This is a genomic window from Streptococcus sp. HMSC065H07, from assembly GCF_001837325.1.
GTDB classification, from domain to species: domain Bacteria; phylum Bacillota; class Bacilli; order Lactobacillales; family Streptococcaceae; genus Streptococcus; species Streptococcus salivarius_H.
The window spans coordinates 43617-63238 of record NZ_KV832044.1; the positions used below are offsets into that span (position 1 = coordinate 43617).

The following is a 19622-nucleotide window of genomic DNA, read 5'->3' on the forward strand; positions in this document are numbered from 1 at the left end:
CTGGTGGTATCACTCCCTTGTAGCTATTTTATGCAACATTATTAATCGCCGTTTTTATACCTACTCATATTTTTCATGAACTCACCTCGTTCATCTTAAGAATATAGGATTTACGTTTCGTATGGCATGGGTATCACTCCTTAGGCTATTTTACGCAACAACCTATGTGTCTCCATTTTTATACCTACTAACATTTCTCATGAGCTTTACCTCACTTTTCTTAAGTTAACAGATTTGAGTTTAGCTTTCGACTTCTGGTGGTATCACTCCCTTGTAGCTATTTTATGCGACTGAATTAATCTCCGTTCTTGTAACGTCCTACTGTCATGCGGTCACGCTCCTCAGAGATGAATGGTAAAGTTATTGTTTTGCCTACTGTTTTGTTTAGAGATCTTAGTCTCCGTTTTTGTACCTTGAAATATTGACTCTCACCATGGCTTTTACCTCCTTGATGAATCCTTATCTTCTTTACACTCTTAGTATAATGTAAACGCTTACTTTTGTCAATCTTTTTAACAGAAAAACGCATAATTTTTTGAAAAAAGATTTCTTTGCTACAATAGAGACATGTTAGATTTAAAAGAATACGGCATTGTCATGTGGGATGCTGAGAAAATCGCCTCTTTTCGTCGGACCCTCCTGGACTGGTACGATCGAGAGAAACGAGACCTACCGTGGCGAAGAACTAAAAATCCCTACTATATCTGGATCAGTGAAATCATGCTACAACAAACCCAGGTTCAGACTGTCATTCCCTATTACGAGCGCTTTTTAGACTGGTTCCCAACAGTTAAAGATTTGGCTGAAGCTCCAGAAGAGAAGCTTCTCAAAGCTTGGGAGGGGCTAGGTTACTATTCACGTGTCCGAAACATGCAAAAGGCTGCGCAACAAATCATGGATGACTTTGATGGTCAATTTCCAGATACTTATGAAAACATTGCCAAACTCAAGGGCATCGGACCCTATACTGCTGGTGCTATTTCTAGCATCGCTTTTGTACTCCCAGAGCCCGCTGTTGATGGTAATGTTATGCGAGTTATGGCCCGTCTCTTTGAGGTCAACTACGATATCGGAGACGCCAAAAATCGTAAGATTTTTCAAGCGATTATGGACATTTTGATTGACCCTGACCGTCCAGGGGACTTTAATCAGGCGCTTATGGACCTTGGGACTGATATCGAATCGGCTAAAAATCCAAGACCCGACGAAAGTCCAATTCGCTTTTTCTGTGCAGCCTATCTCAACGGAACTTATGACAAGTACCCTATCAAATTGCCTAAGAAGAAGCCTAAACCTATGCAAATTCAGGCTTTTATTATCAGAAATGCAAAGGGTGAATTTCTGCTCGAAAAAAATATCGAGGGACGTCTGCTAGGTGGTTTCTGGTCCTTTCCTATCATGGAAACGGACTTTATTGGCCAACAACTCAGCCTTTTTGAAAAAGATGATAGTATTCTCGAGACAGTCTCTCAAAAGGCTATTTTTGAGGAAAATTATGCCCTTAAACCAGAGTGGACGAACAATGATTTTACACCTGTAAAACATACCTTCAGCCACCAAAAATGGACCATCGAGATGGTAGAAGGTAGCGTTAATGACGACAAACTCACTACCGATAAGGAGCTATGCTGGGTAGCGGCTGAGGACTTCGACCAGTTCCCAATGGCCACACCACAGAAGAAGATGATTAAGGCTTATGAAGACAGCAAAAAAGGATAGCATTGAGTGCTACCTTTTTTCTTATGCATCAAGTTTATTGTGCTTCCGGCCACGCAAAGCAAGGTATACCTTTGAAAGAACTACTCCCAGAAAGATATAAAACAATTCCAAATAAGTCACATTTTTTGATATCAAAAATTCAATCATAGTACGACACTCCTTTTTATTAAGAACTCCTGTCGCTGTTCTCAGTTATGCTTCTATTATAAGTAAGACGGCCAATAAAAAATAGTGACATAAATGTCACTATGGGGAACAAAAAAGCCGAAACATTCAAGTTTCAGCTTGTGAATTATTAGTCTACTTTGTAGAAGAAATAACTATCGTCTGTGGTGCCATTTAGTTGTTGTCCCATCCAAAGACGATCTTTTGTCTTATCAGATTGGTCGTCAGCTGTCTCTGATGATGACATTACAGAACCAGTCAAAGATACTCCTTTTGGTAAGAATGCAATCATTCCACCTCCAGGACCAACTTCTTTTGGCACAAGTCCTGCTTTAAAAAAACCATCAGTAATTTTTCCATATTCAATTGCTACCTTCTCAGTATCACTTACTAACCCATTTTTATCAAAGGTCATTGTATAGCCTTTACCATTCTTCCAAGTCCCAGCGATACTTGAAAAATCACCATTTTGGATAGCATTGATATCCATGCCAGTCTCTTTGTTGGACTTGCTATCGCTACTGCTTGCGTCTGTCTCGTCGCTACTTGAGTCATCAAAGTCATACCAATCCTCGACAGATAAATCCAGAGTCTGAGCGTCACCGAGACCGACCTTACTTGCACCATCAGTTGTCTCAGACATACTGAAATCAACCGATTGAAGTTGATTAAAGACTCCATCCTTGATTTCATAGGTCTCAGCCTTTGCTTCAGGCTTCATTCTATGAAATAACTGAGAATAAATAATCCCATTTTTATAAAAATGCAGTGTATTCAAGTAACCACCCTTGGCAAAGGTTCCAGCACTTATAGCAAAAACAGGCTTATCATCATTATCAAGATAATATAGCGCATGAACACTATCAGGAGTCCCAATCAAAAGCTCAGCTGAGCCATCATCATCGATGTCTACATAGCTATATTGGACTTTTTCACCCACTCTATTGGCTTCAAAAATCGTATTAGTTGAATAAGCTTCCTCAGTTGAAAGGTTGCTTGGAACAGCCGATGTATCGCCGTTCAGAGCAATGGGACGATAGAGGTCCAAGACCGAAGCGTAGAGCTCATCGTAGCTCACTTCCTCAGTCTCAGATGAATCCCCGCTCACTTGCTCAGACTTAGAGGTGCTGTCGCCTGAACCTGAGATGTCCGTATTTGTTGCGTTACAAGCCGTCAGCAAGAACAAACTTGATAAGAGTGCAAATCCTGTTAATTTCTTTTTCATAACTATCCTTTCATAAGAAACGACCTAACGTTAACATTAAATCATTTAAATCTCTCTGACATTATATTAACAATTGTATGATTATCAAGTCAAGTATTTTTTGAAAAATTAATTTATATTTATTTATCAAGAATACTTATATAATCCGAGCTTTCACTATGACTAAACAATTTCAATCTCAATAAAATTAGAGTTTTAATTAAAAAATCTAGACATTAGATGGTAATTCTTTTTACAATTACAAGTATACGAATCAAAAAAAGCCGGACCTCAGTCCAGCTTTTATCTGTCTATTTCTACTTGGTCATAAAGTAGGTGATAATCACCAACACTGCTACGATAGCTAGAACAACGGCCAGAAATCCTAGCATATAACGCAAGAGAAAGTAGGTAAATGGAAAATTTTCTTTCATGTGTTACTTTGCCTCATACCATGTGCGGCCGTCATTCTCATCTGCGATGAGAGGGACAGCGAGTTCAACTGCAGCTTCCATGGTTTCTTTAACCAAGGCTTTCATCGCTACAAGTTCATCGTTTGGCACCTCAAGAACGATTTCATCGTGCACTTGGAGGAGCATCTTAGTTTTATAGTCACCTTCTACCAGAGCCTTGTCTAGGTTAATCATAGCAATCTTGAGGATATCAGCAGCACTTCCTTGGATAGGAGAGTTGATGGCTGTACGCTCTGCGAAGTTGCGGACGTTAAAGTTACGAGAATTGATATCTGGCAACTCACGGCGGCGGTGGAAGAGAGTTTCTACGTAGCCCTTATCCTTGGCTTCACGAACCACATTATCCATATAGGCCTTGATACCAGGATAACGTTCAAAGTAAGTGTCGATATACTCCTTGGCCTTCTTACGGCTAATGCCAAGGTTGTTGGAAAGACCGAAGTCAGAAATACCATAAACGATACCGAAGTTCACAGCCTTAGCATTACGACGATCGTTAGGTGTGACATCCTCTGGCTTTTCAATGCCAAAGACACGCATGGCTGTAGAGGTATGGATATCTGCCCCCTCTTTAAAGGCTGCAATCAAATGCTCATCTCCCGAAATATGGGCAAGCACGCGCAACTCAATCTGTGAGTAATCCGAGCTTAAAAGCACTGCATCCTCAGTCGATGGGACAAAGGCCTTACGAATGAGACGACCTTGCTCCAAGCGAACGGGGATATTTTGCAGGTTGGGATCCACTGATGACAGACGTCCTGTCTGAGTTAAATCCTGCACATAACGGGTATGGATTTTGCCATCCTCAAGGATATAATCCTGAAGCCCCAAGACATAGGTAGACTGAAGCTTGGTGATTTGACGATACTCCAAAATCTTAGCTACGATTGGAGCAATCGGTGCCAAACGTTCAAGGACATCCACAGCTGTTGAGTAACCTGTCTTGGTTTTCTTAGTGTATTCCAAAGGTAGACCCATCTTTTCAAAGAGGATAACACCCAACTGTTTAGGCGAGTTAATATTGAACTCCTCGCCCGCCATTTCGTAGATTTCTTGGGTCAATTTATCAATGACTACTTGGTTTTCCACTGCCATCTCGTTAAGGGTTTGTCCCTTAACCTTAATACCAGCGATTTCCATCTTAGCTAACACATTTGCCAGTGGTAACTCCATGTCAAAGAGAAGCTCTGATTGATCGTGTTCAGCCAATTTTTCAAGCATGACCGGTTTAGCGACCTGAAGGACCTTGACTTTTTTAGCCAGGTGGCTGAGTAAGACCTCTTTTTCAGGAACCGCACGCTTAGCTCCCTTGCCATAGACCACTTCATCTGTTTCCAATGGTAGGCCCGTATAGAGACGGGCAATTGTTGACAATTCATTGTCTTCAACGGTTGAGAGCAGATACTTGGCCAAACGGGCATCGAAATTAGCCGTCGGCAAGTCAATCCCTAGATGGCTCAAAAGGACCTTACTACGCTTGAAATCGTAGATATTAACAGCTTTTGAAAGAGCTGTCTGGAATGCCTCTGATTTGAGTAGGTCAATATCTGTAGACGCATAAATCTGCTTGTCATTCCCCCAAGCAAAACCGATGATAGGTTCTGTGTGATAATTGTCACCGAGGATTTCAAAATAGAAGAAATCATCAGAGCTAAAGTGATCTTCTGTCACTTGACTAGGCTCTGCGTAGGCCACATCAAAATCTTGTGGCACAACCTCGCCACCAAGGGTATTTTTGAACTGAACAAAGCCCATCTCGTCATAAAAAGCTGCCAATTTTTCAAGGTCAGGTCCCGTAAAGGCCGTATCATCTAGGCCAATTTCAATAGGAGACTGGGTATCAATGGTCGCCAGTGTTTTAGAAAGGAAGGCTTGTTCCTTATCATTGATGAGATTTTCCTTCATTTTGGACTTCTTCATCTCATCAATATGCTCATAGATACCTTCAAGGGAACCGTGTTCCAAGAGGAGCTTGAGACCAGTCTTTTCACCAATCTTAGTAACTCCTGGAATATTATCGGACTTATCACCCATGAGGGCCTTGAGGTCGATGAATTGCGCTGGAGTAATACCCATTTTCTCCATGAGGTAATCAGGTGTGAAGGCCTCAAACTCAGCCACACCTTTCTTCGAAATCTCAACGACTGTGTTTTCGTCAGTCAGCTGAATCAAGTCTTTATCCCCAGAGACAACAGTAATTTGATAGTCCTCACTGGTATTTTCAGCCATCTTAGCCAAGGTACCGATAATGTCGTCTGCCTCGTACTGAGCCAGGTCATAATAGGCGATACCACGTGCAGCCAACATCTCACGGATATAAGGGAACTGCTCACGGAATTCCTCTGGAGTCTTGGCACGACCAGCCTTGTAGTCTGCAAACATCTCTGTACGGAAAGTTGTTTTCCCAGCATCAAAGGCTACCAAAACATGAGTCGGTTGGATACGCTCAAGCAGGTTGTCCAACATGAGGTGGAAACCATAGATGGCATTGGTATGAAGGCCATTATTGTTACGAAAACGGTCAATTTGATTATAAAGTGCGAAAAAAGCACGAAAGGCAACGGATGAACCGTCAATTAGGAGTAATTTTTTCTGATTAGTCATAGGTTTATTATAGCATAGATGGGAGCATTGGTTTTAATTGAAAATCTCTTATTTTAGGGAGACTCTTTTGTAAAATAGTCGTTCAAAAATAAAAAACTTCAAGGAAAATTGTTCAGAGATAAACTGTAAAAATAGCCAGTCAACATCTGATGACAAAAGCCCGCTTATAAAACTATCTCAAGCATTTCCCACCTCCACCCCCCCTATAGTCAAATGTGTTATAATAGGAGCTATGAACACAAAGATTTTAGACCAATTAGAATTTAACAAGGTCAAGGACCAGTTCACAGAATACCTGCAGACTGAACAGGCTCAGGCGGAGTTGCGTGACTTGGTACCTATGACCAATCCAGAAAGAATTCAAAATCAATTTACAGAAATCCAAGAAATGGCAGAGATTTTCGTAGAGCACCATGGCTTTGCCATTGGTAGCTTGCGAGATATTTCTGAGCCCTTGCGTCGCTTGGAACTAGATGCTGACCTCAACATCCAGGAGCTCATTGCTATCAAGAAGGTGCTGCAAGCTTCTGCTGACCTTGGTCGCTTTTACGCTGACCTTGAAAATGTAGAGCTCATCGCCCTTAAACGTCTTTTCGAAAAGATTGAAGCCTTCCCAAGTCTACAAGGCAGTCTTCAGAGCATCAATGACGGTGGTTTTATTGAGCATTTTGCTAGCCCAGAGTTGCAAAACATCCGTCGTCAACTTAAATCTTGTGATGATGCCATTCGCCAGACCTTGCAAGACATTCTCAAGAAATCTGGTCACATGTTGGCTGAGAGTTTGATTGCTAGTCGTAACGGTCGTTCGGTGCTTCCTGTCAAAAATACCTACCGTAACCGTATTGCTGGAGTTGTGCATGACATCTCAAGCTCTGGAAACACAGTATATATCGAGCCACGTGCCGTTATCCAGCTTAACGAAGAAATTACACAATTACGTGCAGACGAACGCCACGAGATGGCTCGTATCCTGCATGAACTGTCTGATCAACTCCGTCCACAGGCTGCTGCAATTGCCAACAACGCTTGGATTTTGGGCCACATGGACTTCATTCGAGGAAAATACCTCTATCTCCATGATAAAAAGGCGGTTATTCCAAAGATTAGTGACAACCAAACACTCCAACTGCTTAACGTCCGTCACCCTCTCTTGGTCAATCCAGTAGCCAACGATTTGCGCTTTGATGAGGACCTCACGGCCATTGTCATCACAGGTCCCAATACTGGTGGTAAAACGGTCATGCTTAAAACGCTAGGACTAGCACAACTAATGGCTCAATCTGGTCTTCCAATTTTGGCTGATAAGGGCAGCCGTGTCGCCATTTTCCAAGAGATCTTTGCGGACATCGGAGACGAACAGTCTATCGAACAAAGTTTGTCAACTTTCTCTAGTCACATGACCCACATTGTTGAGATTCTGAATGCTGCCGACAGTAACAGCCTGGTCTTGGTCGATGAGCTTGGGGCTGGTACCGACCCTCAGGAAGGAGCTAGTCTAGCCATGGCAATCTTAGAGCACCTCCGTTTAAGTCAGATTAAGACCATGGCTACCACTCACTATCCTGAGCTTAAGGCCTATGGGATTGAGACGCAACATGTGGAAAATGCCAGCATGGAGTTTGACACAGCGACTTTAAGCCCTACCTATCGTTTTATGCAAGGGGTTCCTGGTCGTTCTAATGCCTTTGAAATTGCTCGACGCCTCGGTTTGAATGAGATTATTGTCAAGGAAGCAGAAAACCTCACGGATACTGATAGTGATGTCAACCGTATCATCGAGCAACTTGAAGCCCAAACTGTGGAAACACAAAAACGTCTGGAACACATCAAGGACGTGGAGCAAGAGAACCTTAAATTCAACCGTGCGGTCAAGAAACTCTATAACGAATTCTCCCATGAATACGACAAGGAACTCGAAAAGGCTCAAAAAGAAATTCAAGAGATGGTTGATACCGCTTTGGCTGAGAGCGATAGTATTCTCAAAAATCTCCACGATAAGAGTCAACTCAAACCTCATGAAGTTATCGACGCCAAAGGAAAACTCAAGAAACTTGCCCCACAAGTGGACCTCTCTAAGAATAAGGTCCTTCGTAAGGCTAAGAAAGAAAAGGCTGCGCGTGCCCCTCGTGTCGGAGATGATATCATCGTTACCGCCTATGGGCAACGTGGTACCCTTACCAGTCAAGCAAAAAATGGTAACTGGGAAGCTCAGATCGGTCTCATCAAGATGACCCTCAAGGCAGACGAATTCACTCTGGTTCGTGCCCAAGCTGAAGCCCAACAACCTAAGAAGAAACAGATTAACGTGGTTAAAAAAGCCAAGAAGACATCTGGCGGTCCTCGTGCCCGTCTAGACCTTCGTGGGAAACGTTACGAAGAAGCTATGCAAGAGCTTGATGCCTTTATTGACCAAGCCCTACTTAATAACATGAGTCAGGTGGACATCATCCACGGTATTGGTACAGGTGTCATCCGTGATGCTGTTACCAAATATCTCCGCCGTCATCGCCATGTTAAAAGTTTTGAATATGCCCCACAAAGTGCTGGTGGTTCCGGATGTACCATTGCAACCTTAGGGTAAAAATAGATAAGAAAGACTGAGACCTTGTGTTCAGTCTTTTTTCATATGTTACCAAAACAAAGAACAAAAAAGCCTCCCTTAATCAAGGAAGACTTCTATTTTCTATATCACACTTGTCCACAAGTGCTGGATAATCTGACTAACTGGAAAATTCCAATTAATCAAAAGGCGCAAAACCCAGCTAGATGACAAGACCGTTTGAATGTTATTCATGGGAACAGTCGCAAGAATATTCCCCAACATAGTCAAAGGCACAAGACTCACTAAGGAGCCCAAGACACCACCTACCACTTGGTAACGTCTCTGATCAAGTCGCTCAATTCTCACAAAATGGAAGAAAATCCCAAGAAAACGCAAACCATAATAAGCCACACAGTAAATGGCAAAATAGGCAACACCTGCATAATAGACACGGTCAAGTGAGAAGATGTTCTGATTTTTAAAGAAAGCTATACTAGCATCTTTGGTTGGATTGGTATAAGGTACCCAAAGATTGATAGCCTCTCCTAGCGACTGGTAAAAGTAGGCCGCTACACACATGGCAATAATGACTGAAACCACGTAATAAGCTTGCATAAAGAGGCCTCGACGGTAGCCAATGTAGAAATTCCAAGCCACGATAGCTAAGACAAGGAGTCCAATCATGCGTCATCCTCATCGTCATTTGTAGCTGTCGCCTTGACCTTAAGTTGTTCAAGTTGCTTAGCCCTCAACGTTTCCAACTCTTTTTCCATATCTTCAACTTGGATTTCACGTTCCAACTGAGTCGACAAAGAATTGATAGCCATTAGGATAGCAATCGTTTCATTGTCAGCATTTTTCATCTGCTCTTTGATAATTTTATATTTCTCGTGGGCAACACGCTCAACCTCTTCCATGAATAGGTTATCTTTATCAGTTGTTAGCGTGAGGTTCTTCTCTCCAAAATGAAATTTGTAACGGTTCTTATTTGCCATTTGCTTGTTAGCTGCCAATCAATGGTGTCACGGATTCGCCACCGCAGCTTCTCCTTATTTTATTGCTTTTATATCGCCATTTTTTAGCAAGATTCAGACACTTACTCTGAGGCGTGTTCGACACTTAAATGCCAACCTATTTCTTCTATTTGTGGAAAAAAGAGCAGGGTTAGGCATTCTCTTTTTAATCATTATATCCTAAATTTTAACTTTCGTAAATTTTAGACTTTGCACTTCTCTAGAAAAATAATTTTCAGGGATTCCGAGTCTGTAAAATATCTACCAATTCTCCTTTTTTGTGCTAAAATAGATTTCATGGGCACAATCGTATTAAAAATGACAGCAGAGCAGATTTCGACACTCCAGAAGGACCTAGCAAGCTATGCGACTGCGACTAAAAATCCTTATGCAAGTTTTTCAGCCAAGGTCGATGGAATAAGTGTCATCGCCTATACTTCAGGAAAGGTAACTTTCCAAGGTGCTAAGCCAGAAATCCTAGCTAGCCGTTTTGGATACCAAGCTGAACCTAAGCATTCACCTGATGGGCAAAACCTAGCCCTAATTGGATCAGACGAAGTCGGAAATGGCTCCTATTTTGGTGGTCTAGCTGTTGTATCTAGTCTAGTTACACCAGCTGACCATGCCTTTTTGAAATCTCTAGGAGTTGATGATTCTAAAAATCTTAACGATATCAAGATTCGTCAGATTGCACCTATTTTGGAGGAGAAAATTCCTCACAAGGCACTCCTTCTTTCGCCTAGAAAGTACAATGAAGTGGTTGGAGACGGTAAGAGTCATAATGCTGTGTCCGTTAAAGTAGCCCTCCATAATCAGGCTATCTTCCTATTGTTACAATCAGGTGCTAAACCAGATAAGATTGTCATCGATGCCTTCACCAGTGAGAAAAATTATCAAAAATATCTCAAGAACGAACGTAATCGCTTTGACTTTCCTATTACTTTAGAAGAAAAAGCCGAAGGTAAATACCTAGCTGTCGCGGTGAGCTCTATCATCGCCCGCAATCTCTTCCTGGAAAATCTGGATAAACTCAGCCAAGAAGTAGGTTATACTCTTCCTTCAGGTGCTGGTGCTAAGTCCGACCAGGTCGCAGCCAAGCTTCTTCAAGCCTACGGAGATCAGGCTCTCCAAGCTACTGCTAAATATCATTTCGCCAATACTAAAAAAGCCTACCAACGCTTAAAATAACCCTGAAAGGCCTTAACTATGAAAAACAAATGGACCCAATACTTCCTCATTTTACTTAGTGAATGGGGACTCTTTATCCTCTTTATCACATTCTTCCTCTTGACTCGCCTCTTCCTTTGGCTCCCTGTCCAAGTTGATGGCCACTCAATGGATCCTACTCTAGCCAATAATCAACGTGTTATTGTTTTGAAACACACATCCATTGAACGCTTCGATATTGTCGTTGCCAAGGAAGTCGAAGATGGTAAGACGAAGCAAATCGTCAAACGTATCATCGGTATGCCAGGTGATACCATTACCTATCAAAACGATAAACTTACTGTCAACGGTAAAGAAGTCAAGGAAGAATACCTCAAAGAATTCCAGGCTGCCTTTGCCAAAGATAAGCTACAAAAAGAGTATGCTTACAAGGACGACAAGAGCAAGAGCGGCTACTTCCAACAATTGGCTAAGGATGCCAAGGCCTTTACAACCAATGCTGACGGTAACACGACCTTCTCTGTCACTGTTCCTGAAGGCAAATATTTCCTACTTGGAGACAACCGTATTGTTTCCAAAGATAGTCGAGCAGTTGGTTACTTTGACAAGAGTGCTCTTGTAGGGGAAGTCAAATTCCGCTTCTGGCCACTTAGTAAAATTGGTACCGTTGAGGACAATTAAAAACACTAAATAAGATAAGGTTGGGGAAACCCAGCCTTATTATGTATCTAGGAAAAACATATGCAAGAATTTTATTTTTCAGGAACTATCGAACGCGTCATTTTCGAAAACGCTAGTAATTTTTTTCGTATCTTACTCTTAGAAATTGACGAAACAGACAGTGATTTTGAAGACTACGAAATCATTGTCACAGGAACTATGGGGGATGTCATGGAGGGTGAAGACTATACCTTCTGGGGCCAACTAACCAATCACCCTAAATATGGGGAACAGCTACAAATGACCCGCTACGAGCGTTCAAAACCTTCTGCCAGCGGTCTTATCAAATATTTTGCCAGCGACAATTTCAAAGGAATCGGTAAGAAAACGGCCGAGCGTATTGTCGAAATTTACGGAGAAGACCCTATTGACAAGATTCTCGAGGATCCTAGCGAGTTAGAGCAGATCCCCAACCTCTCCAAGGTCAATCGAGAAGCCTTTGTTGCTAAGTTAAAAATCAATTATGGAGCCGAGCAAATCCTGTCCAAACTTTCTAGCTATGGACTCACACCAAAGGCCGCCTCACAAATTTTCAACCAATATAAGGAAGAGTCACTAAACCTTATTGAGGAACACCCTTATCTATTAGTAGAGGAGATTCAAGGAATCGGTTTTAAAATGGCTGACCAACTAGCTGAACGTCTTGGAATTGCTAGTGATGCCCCTGAGCGTTTACGAGCAGCCTTGATTCATTGTCTACTAGAAGCCAGTATGGAAGAAGGCGATACCTACATAGAAGCCAAAGCCTTGCTTGAACGGACCATCATTCTTTTGGAAAGTGCTCGTCCGATTGAACTTGACCCCGCCTTGGTCGCTAACCAATTAACCAATCTTATCCAAGAGGATAAGGTGCAAAATGTAGAGACTAAAATCTTTGATAATACCCTATATTTTGCGGAACAGGGCATCTATACCCACCTAACTCGTATCATGAAGGACCAACCTGATGTCAGCTCTGAAGACAAAATCTTAGACAGCCTTGAAGGGGTGGAAGAGGAGCTTGGTATTACTTATGATCAGGTTCAAAAAGATGCCATTATCAAAGCCCTACAAAGCAAGGTCTTTATCCTAACAGGTGGTCCCGGAACAGGGAAAACCACTGTTATTAACGGCATTATTAAAACCTATGCTGACCTTCATGGCCTAGATCTCAAAAAGTCTGATTTACCCATTATTTTAGCAGCACCAACGGGACGGGCTGCTCATCGGATGAACGAACTCACCCAACTCCCTAGCGCCACTATTCATAGACATTTAGGCCTCAATAGCGAGGACGATTTTAAGACCTTAGAGGACTATCTCGATTGCGATTTGATTATCATCGATGAGTTCTCTATGGTTGATACTTGGTTGGCCAATCAACTCTTTGAAAGTATCTCTGATTCAACCCAAGTTATCATTGTGGGTGACCAAGACCAACTACCTTCCGTAGGCCCTGGCCAAGTCTTGGCTGACCTTTTGCAGATTGATAACTTGCCTAAGGTTTCCCTAACCAAAATTTTCAGACAATCCGAGGATTCCACTATCGTTACCCTAGCTAGCCAGATGCGCCAAGGACAACTACCCGCTGATTTCACAGAGAAAAAGGCTGACCGCTCTTACTTTGAGGCCAATGCCAACCATATTCCACAGATGGTTCCTAAAATCGTCTCTGCTGCGATAAAGAGTGGGATTGCAGCTCAGGATGTTCAGATTCTAGCCCCCATGTACCGAGGACAGGCTGGTATTAACAATCTCAATACCATTATGCAAGACCTACTTAATCCTCAAGAAAAGGCCAATCAGTTCGCCTTTAATGATATCTTCTTCCGCAAGAATGACAAGATTCTCCATCTGGTCAACGATACAGAACTCAATGTCTTCAATGGCGACATCGGAATCATTACTGATCTCATTCCTGGTAAATATACTGAAAGCAAACAGGACGAAATTTACATGTCCTTCGACGGCAATGAGGTTATCTATCCTCGTAACGAATGGAATAAGATTACTCTGGCCTATGCCATGTCAATCCATAAATCCCAAGGAAGTGAGTTCCCAGTCGTTATCCTTCCCATCACACGCCAAAGTGGACGTATGCTACAACGTAACCTCATTTACACCGCAATCACACGCGCCAAGAGTAAACTAGTCATGCTAGGGGAAATCGCAGCCTTCGATTATGCTGTTCACAACGAGGGGGCTAAACGAAATACTTATCTCATCCAACGTTTTGAACAAACTTATACACAAGCTGTTGATAAGTCTGTCGAAAAGATTGTTAAAAACGAGGCAACAGACGCATCCAATCAAACCAAAAAGGAAAACAACGGATCCTCAGAACCCCTTGAAAACAAAGACATTTCGAGAAATATAAATCCATCTCCAGCTCTTATTAACACTTATTCACAACCTGTGGATAAGTCTGTTAACAAACCTGTGCAAACCGAAGAAAACTATCGTTTAACGGAAGATAATTGGTCAACTATAGATCCAATGATTGGTCTCAGTGAAGACGATATTGCTGCCTTTTTTAACAATAACTAAAAAAGACTTGGAAAGCGACTCACTAAGAGCAACTCCAAGTCTTTTCATTTACTAAAACACTAAACGAATCAGGGCCATAGACACTATACCGACGATTACTGCATAGAGCAGATTTTTGCTCTTAAATGCTACAATTACCGTTGGCACAGTAGCCAGTATTTCCATCCACTTAAACTGTGGCAAGTGACCAATCTTCTCAGTCGTGAGACTAGAGAGAATCAGAGCAAAGAGGATAGAAACTGGTAAGTAGTGCAAAAATCGAACAACGATATCTGGTAAGCCCTTGTATTTCACTAAAACAAAGGGGAGAATACGGGGCACCCAGCTAACCACAAATCCAAGTAGAATGGCAATGAGAATAAACTTATTAACGGCCATCACACATCACCCCCACACTACATCCAACTAAAGTAGCCACTAAAACAGCCAAAGATTCCGACAAGATGACACTAAAGCTCAGATAAGCCACAGCAATAGATAGTAAAATCAGGAATAGCTTACGCACGCCTTTACCTAACAAAGCATCTATCTGACTACTTAACAAACCTATAAACATGGCAATCAAGGCAAAATCCAAACCAAAAAGCTCAGGATTAGGAATCATGGAACCAATCAAACACCCAACAACTGATGATACAATCCAAACCAGATAGCTGAAAATATTGTTCCCATGCATCCAGTTCGCAGAAATATCTTTATGATGCACATATTCTCCCAACAAGACACCATAACTTTCATCCGTAATCAGACTACCAATTCCCAGCTGATTCCAGAGGCTTGTTTTTGTAAAAATCGTCGTTGCATGTAAACTCATCAACATGTTACGCAAATTAACTAAGAAAACAGTCAAGGTTAACTCACCAAGGCTAGCTCCTGCAACTACTAATGCACACATAGCAAACTGAGCCGAGCCTCCATAGACCAAGGCACACATGAGGCCAACCTCAAGGGCCGATAGACCAGAAGCCGCCGCTACAACACCAAAGGCTAGGCCAATAGCCACATATCCTAGGGCTGTCGGTACTGCAGCTTTTACACCTAAACGAAAGGCAGACATACTCAATTCCTTTCTAAAGGAACCTCTTACCAGACTAGTAAGAGGTTCTTCTTATTCTTCAAATCCTGCAAAGGCAAGACTTGGTTTTGCATTCAAGTCCAACTCAGCAAAATGTTTCTGATCACATTCAATGGCAGCTGCTAGGGCAATCATGCCAGCATTATCACCACAGAGACGTAAAGGCGGAATAACCACATCTACATCCGTAATTTCTTCAGCCAAACGTTCACGTAAGCCCTGATTAGCTGCTACGCCACCAGCAACAACAAGTGTCTTGACAGGATAACGCTCCAAGGCTTTCTTAGTCTTAGCTAGGAGAATATCCAACACAGCAGCTTGGAAGGAAGCACAAAGGTCCTCTTTGACTAGAACTTCTCCCTTCTGTTCTGCATTGTGATGCAAATTGATGAAAGCAGACTTTAGGCCTGAAAATGAAAACTCCAAGTGGTCTTCCTTAATCATAGCGCGTGGAAAATCATAAACATCTTTCCCTTTATGAGCCAATTCATCAATTTCACGCCCAGCTGGGTAGGTCAAACCCATCACACGCCCGACCTTGTCATAGGCCTCACCAACTGCATCATCACGTGTCTCACCAACAATCTTGTAATTTCCCGGTTCTGACACATAAACCAACTCTGTGTGTCCCCCAGACACCAAAAGGGCTAGGAGGGGGTATTCCAACTCTTGCACCTCACGCGCTGCCATAAGATGCCCAGCCATATGATTAACTGGAATCAAAGGCAATCCATGTGCCCAAGCGAAGGCCTTAGCCGCTGCCATCCCGACCAAGAGCGCTCCGACCAAACCAGGACCATAGGTTACTGCTACAGCATCTAGTTGTTCAGCAGTAATGCCCGCCTCTGAAAGGGCATCCTTAATGCAAAGAGTCATCACTTCCACATGGTGACGACTAGCCACCTCAGGGACAACACCACCAAAACGTTTATGGCTTTCCACCTGACTGGCAATAATATTACTCAAAAGTTCCTTCTCATTTTTCAAAACGGCAACTGAAGTCTCGTCACACGAGCTCTCCACTGCCAAAATATATCTATCTGTCATTAGACTTCCTCTCGCCTCATGATAACTGCATCTTCTTGAGGCTCATGATAATAATTTTTCCGAATTCCTAGACTTTCAAAACCAAATTTTCTATAAAGCGCCTGAGCGACTTGATTTGAAATCCTCACTTCTAGAAATATAGGCTCACTACGATCTTCCAAATGCTTCATCAACTGACTAGCATAACCACGCCCTTGATAAGCTTTTAAAACGGCGATATTGGTCACCTCGAGCTCACCCACCAAATTTTGAAGGGCTAAAAAACCAACAACTTCTTCCTGATCATACACATAGAAATATTCCGTAGTATCTAAAGCCAAGTCTGCTACCACTTGTTCTTTCGTCCACGGAGACTTGTCATAAACATCCGACAAAATCTGATAAATCAGTTGGGCTTGCTCTTGGCTACTCAGTCTAGACGCGCTTGATGTAGTTGTCACGGTTAGTCTCCTCATGCGTTTTAAGCCAATTCTCCTCTGCCTCAACCCGCTTCAAGTAATGTGGAACAAAAGCATCCACATCAACAGAAGGCAAAGACAAGCCTAAATGACCAATTAACTGAGCTGATGGAAGGTTAGACAAGATCGTTGCCTCTGGAAGACTTTCCTTAATCTGATCCACAAAATGAGCTACTTCACCGACAAATGTCACCTTTTCATAAACTTTAGCTTGCTCAAGAACATCTGTAAAGGCAGCATGACGATCAGGGGCGATAGCCTGACCATTTTCATAAAAACCAACGTAAACATTATTACGACGGGCATCCATGATAGGAATCACAACACCGTCAACCGAAAGGTTTGTCAGCGCCTGTAGACTTGAAACTCCCACTAAATCAATGTCAAGCGCATAGGCTAACGTCTTAGCTGTTGCGACAGCCACACGAAGCCCTGTGTAGGATCCAGGCCCCTGTGCAACCACAATACGTTCTAAATCAGACGGCTGCCAGCCTGCCTGAGCAACTAAAAAATCAATGGTGGGCATTAGACTAATACTGTGGTTCTTTTTTACTGTGACAGTTGTCTCTGCCACTAGTTTCTCATCTTCCAACAAGGCTACTGATAAAGCAGTGCTAGAAGTATCAAATGCTAATATTTTCATCTTTTTTCCTTGTTTCCTTTTATGCTTTTCTATTATAACACAAGTCACTGTTTCCCAGAAACGAACATTTTCCAACTTTTTCCACCATTTTCTTTATCTAGCCCTTATCTTATGGTACAATAATAGTAATTGTTAAACGAATCAAGGCTACTAGCTATTACTCATAAAGTGAATATCATAACGTCAAGTAAATCATAGAAAGATTAACTTGACCGGTTTTTTTATAGAATGGCAGAGCCTTTTGGAAAGAAAGGAAAACCATGATTTATAAAGTCTTTTACCAAGAAACTAAAGAGCGTAATCCACGCCGTGAACAGACAAAATCACTCTACCTAGATATCGATGCAAAAACTGAACTTGAGGGACGTATCCAAGCTCGTCAAATCATCGAAAAAAACACTGCCTATAACATCGAATTCATCGAGCTCCTCTCAGAAAAAGCCCTTGAATACGAAAAAGAAACAGGCGTTTTTGAAGTAACGGAGTTCTAAGACCATGGCATCAAAAATCAATCTAAAACCTGAAGAAGTTGGGGTTTATGCGATTGGTGGTTTGGGGGAAATCGGTAAAAACACCTATGGTATTGAATACCAAGATGAGATTATCATCGTCGATGCGGGTATTAAATTCCCCGAAGACGATCTTCTCGGAATCGACTATGTCATCCCAGACTATTCTTACATCGTTGAAAACGTTGATCGTGTAAAGGCACTTGTCATTACCCACGGTCACGAAGACCATATTGGTGGGATTCCCTTCCTTCTTAAACAGGCAAATATCCCAATTTATGCAGGACCGCTTGCTCTTGCTCTTATCAAAGGAAAATTGGAAGAACACGGACTACTTCGTGACGCACAACTCTACGAAATTAATGCTAATACAGAGCTTACTTTCAAAAATATGAGCGTGACCTTCTTCCGCACTACTCACTCAATTCCAGAACCTCTCGGTATTGTCATCCATACACCTCAAGGTAAAATTGTGTGTACCGGTGACTTTAAGTTTGACTTCACCCCAGTAGGGGAACCAGCAGACCTTCACCGTATGGCTGCACTTGGTGAGGAAGGTGTTCTTTGCCTCCTCTCAGACTCAACCAATGCTGAAGTACCAACTTTCACTAATTCCGAGAAGGTTGTTGGCCAATCCATTATGAAAATTATTGAAGGCATCCACGGACGTATTATTTTCGCCTCATTTGCCTCAAACATTTTCCGTCTTCAACAAGCTGCCGAAGCCGCTGTAAAAACTGGCCGTAAGATTGTTGTCTTCGGACGTTCTATGGAAAAAGCCATTGTCAATGGAGTTGAACTAGGTTACATCAAGGTTCCAAAAGGGACTATCATTGATCCTAGTGAGATGAAAAACTATCATGCCAGTGAAATTCTTATCATGTGTACCGGTTCTCAAGGGGAGCCTATGGCGGCCCTTGCACGTATCGCCAATGGTATGCACCGCCAAGTGACACTACAACCTGGTGACACTGTCATCTTCTCATCTAGTCCTATTCCAGGGAACACCACTAGCGTTAACCGTCTGATTAATACCATTCAAGAAGCTGGTGTTGATGTTATCCACGGTAAAATCAACAATATCCATACCTCTGGACACGGTGGTCAACAAGAGCAAAAACTAATGCTTCGTTTGATAAAACCAAAATTCTTCATGCCTGTTCACGGTGAATACCGCATGCAGAAAGTCCACGCAGGTCTTGCTGTTGATTGTGGCGTTCCAAAAGATAATATCTTCATTATGGAAAATGGTGATGTCTTAGCCCTAACAAAAGACTCTGCGCGTCGTGCAGGTCACTTCAATGCTCAAGATATTTATGTTGATGGTAATGGCATTGGGGATATCGGAGCTGCCGTTCTTCGTGATCGTCGTGATCTTTCTGAAGATGGTGTCGTACTTGCCGTAGCTACTGTTGACTTCAAGTCTAAGATGATTCTAGCTGGTCCAGACATCCTCAGTCGTGGCTTCATCTATATGCGTGAATCTGGCGATCTTATCCGCGAAAGCCAACGCATTCTATTCAATGCTATTCGTATCGCTCTTAAGAATAAAGATGCTAGCATCCAATCTGTTAACGGAGCTATCGTCAATGCTTTACGCCCATTCCTATATGAAAAAACAGAACGTGAACCAATCATTATTCCAATGATTCTCACACCTGATAAATAAAAAAATGGTAGCCATCTAGCTACCATTTTTTAAGTTTAAATCCAGTCTGAGCACAACTCTTCCAGCAAGTAAAAAAGCGCTATAAGCG

16 protein-coding genes are annotated in these 19622 nt (G+C 42.3%); 7 read left to right on the forward strand and 9 right to left on the reverse strand.

Annotated elements, in window-relative coordinates; translation table 11 throughout:
* The first annotated feature begins 567 nt into the window (after nucleotides 1-567).
* The gene (mutY, locus tag HMPREF2637_RS09455) at nucleotides 568-1719 is read left to right on the forward strand and encodes an A/G-specific adenine glycosylase (RefSeq protein WP_064523095.1); all 1152 of its coding nucleotides are present in this window, start codon (nucleotides 568-570) and stop codon (nucleotides 1717-1719) included.
* Between the two features lie 295 nt (nucleotides 1720-2014).
* On the opposite strand, the gene HMPREF2637_RS09460 is transcribed toward mutY, so the two are convergent.
* Together HMPREF2637_RS09460 and polA are read right to left on the reverse strand one after the other, a co-directional pair.
* Nucleotides 2015-3109, reverse strand: a complete 1095-nt coding sequence (locus HMPREF2637_RS09460) for a DUF6287 domain-containing protein (RefSeq protein ID WP_081260142.1) — start codon at nucleotides 3107-3109, stop codon at nucleotides 2015-2017.
* 416 nt (nucleotides 3110-3525) lie between these two features.
* Entirely contained in the window at nucleotides 3526-6165 is a 2640-nt protein-coding gene (polA, locus tag HMPREF2637_RS09465; RefSeq protein WP_064523098.1) for a DNA polymerase I, read from the reverse strand.
* A 232-nt stretch (nucleotides 6166-6397) separates the two neighbouring features.
* Between polA and HMPREF2637_RS09470 the strand changes: the two genes are divergently transcribed.
* Nucleotides 6398-8746: an endonuclease MutS2 gene (locus tag HMPREF2637_RS09470; protein WP_064523101.1), complete on the forward strand. Its 2349-nt coding sequence runs from the start codon at nucleotides 6398-6400 to the stop codon at nucleotides 8744-8746.
* A 102-nt stretch (nucleotides 8747-8848) separates the two neighbouring features.
* Here HMPREF2637_RS09470 and HMPREF2637_RS09475 read toward each other — a convergent pair whose 3' ends face one another.
* Together HMPREF2637_RS09475 and zapA are read right to left on the reverse strand one after the other, a co-directional pair.
* Nucleotides 8849-9391, reverse strand: coding sequence for a CvpA family protein (locus HMPREF2637_RS09475; RefSeq protein ID WP_064523104.1), 543 nt, complete (start codon nucleotides 9389-9391; stop codon nucleotides 8849-8851).
* Nucleotides 9388-9702: a cell division protein ZapA gene (gene zapA, locus HMPREF2637_RS09480; RefSeq protein WP_004183554.1), complete on the reverse strand. Its 315-nt coding sequence runs from the start codon at nucleotides 9700-9702 to the stop codon at nucleotides 9388-9390. Before zapA ends, HMPREF2637_RS09475 begins: the two co-directional genes overlap by 4 nt.
* A 315-nt stretch (nucleotides 9703-10017) precedes the next feature.
* Here zapA and rnhC point away from each other — a divergent pair, with 315 nt between their 5' ends.
* From rnhC to HMPREF2637_RS09495, 3 genes are read left to right on the forward strand one after another with little or no spacing between them, the layout of a single operon-like run.
* A complete protein-coding gene (gene rnhC / locus HMPREF2637_RS09485; protein ID WP_064523107.1) occupies nucleotides 10018-10908 on the forward strand; it encodes a ribonuclease HIII in 891 nt (296 codons plus the stop codon).
* Between the two features lie 18 nt (nucleotides 10909-10926).
* Entirely contained in the window at nucleotides 10927-11568 is a 642-nt protein-coding gene (gene lepB / locus HMPREF2637_RS09490; protein ID WP_004183556.1) for a signal peptidase I, read from the forward strand.
* 60 nt (nucleotides 11569-11628) lie between these two features.
* Nucleotides 11629-14133: an SF1B family DNA helicase RecD2 gene (locus tag HMPREF2637_RS09495; protein ID WP_064523110.1), complete on the forward strand. Its 2505-nt coding sequence runs from the start codon at nucleotides 11629-11631 to the stop codon at nucleotides 14131-14133.
* A 51-nt stretch (nucleotides 14134-14184) separates the two neighbouring features.
* On the opposite strand, the gene HMPREF2637_RS09500 is transcribed toward HMPREF2637_RS09495, so the two are convergent.
* From HMPREF2637_RS09500 to tsaB, 5 genes are read right to left on the reverse strand one after another with little or no spacing between them, the layout of a single operon-like run.
* Entirely contained in the window at nucleotides 14185-14511 is a 327-nt protein-coding gene (locus HMPREF2637_RS09500) for an AzlD domain-containing protein (RefSeq protein WP_037599077.1), read from the reverse strand.
* A complete protein-coding gene (locus HMPREF2637_RS09505; protein ID WP_064523113.1) occupies nucleotides 14501-15190 on the reverse strand; it encodes an AzlC family ABC transporter permease in 690 nt (229 codons plus the stop codon). Before HMPREF2637_RS09505 ends, HMPREF2637_RS09500 begins: the two co-directional genes overlap by 11 nt.
* Before the next feature lie 51 nt (nucleotides 15191-15241).
* Nucleotides 15242-16255 carry a tRNA (adenosine(37)-N6)-threonylcarbamoyltransferase complex transferase subunit TsaD gene (gene tsaD, locus HMPREF2637_RS09510; RefSeq protein WP_064523116.1) on the reverse strand — a complete coding sequence of 338 codons (1014 nt, stop codon included), beginning with the start codon at nucleotides 16253-16255 and terminating at the stop codon, nucleotides 15242-15244.
* Nucleotides 16255-16710, reverse strand: a complete 456-nt coding sequence (rimI, locus tag HMPREF2637_RS09515) for a ribosomal protein S18-alanine N-acetyltransferase (protein ID WP_064523119.1) — start codon at nucleotides 16708-16710, stop codon at nucleotides 16255-16257. The genes tsaD and rimI overlap by 1 nt, the downstream gene beginning before the upstream one ends.
* Nucleotides 16670-17356, reverse strand: coding sequence for a tRNA (adenosine(37)-N6)-threonylcarbamoyltransferase complex dimerization subunit type 1 TsaB (gene tsaB, locus HMPREF2637_RS09520; protein WP_064523122.1), 687 nt, complete (start codon nucleotides 17354-17356; stop codon nucleotides 16670-16672). The genes rimI and tsaB overlap by 41 nt, the downstream gene beginning before the upstream one ends.
* Nucleotides 17357-17616: 260 nt before the next feature.
* Between tsaB and HMPREF2637_RS09525 the strand changes: the two genes are divergently transcribed.
* Complete coding sequence (locus HMPREF2637_RS09525) at nucleotides 17617-17847, forward strand: DNA-dependent RNA polymerase subunit epsilon (RefSeq protein ID WP_064523125.1); 231 nt, start codon at nucleotides 17617-17619, stop codon at nucleotides 17845-17847.
* Between the two features lie 4 nt (nucleotides 17848-17851).
* Nucleotides 17852-19534: a ribonuclease J1 gene (rnjA, locus tag HMPREF2637_RS09530; protein ID WP_002884294.1), complete on the forward strand. Its 1683-nt coding sequence runs from the start codon at nucleotides 17852-17854 to the stop codon at nucleotides 19532-19534.
* Nucleotides 19535-19622 lie beyond the last annotated feature (88 nt).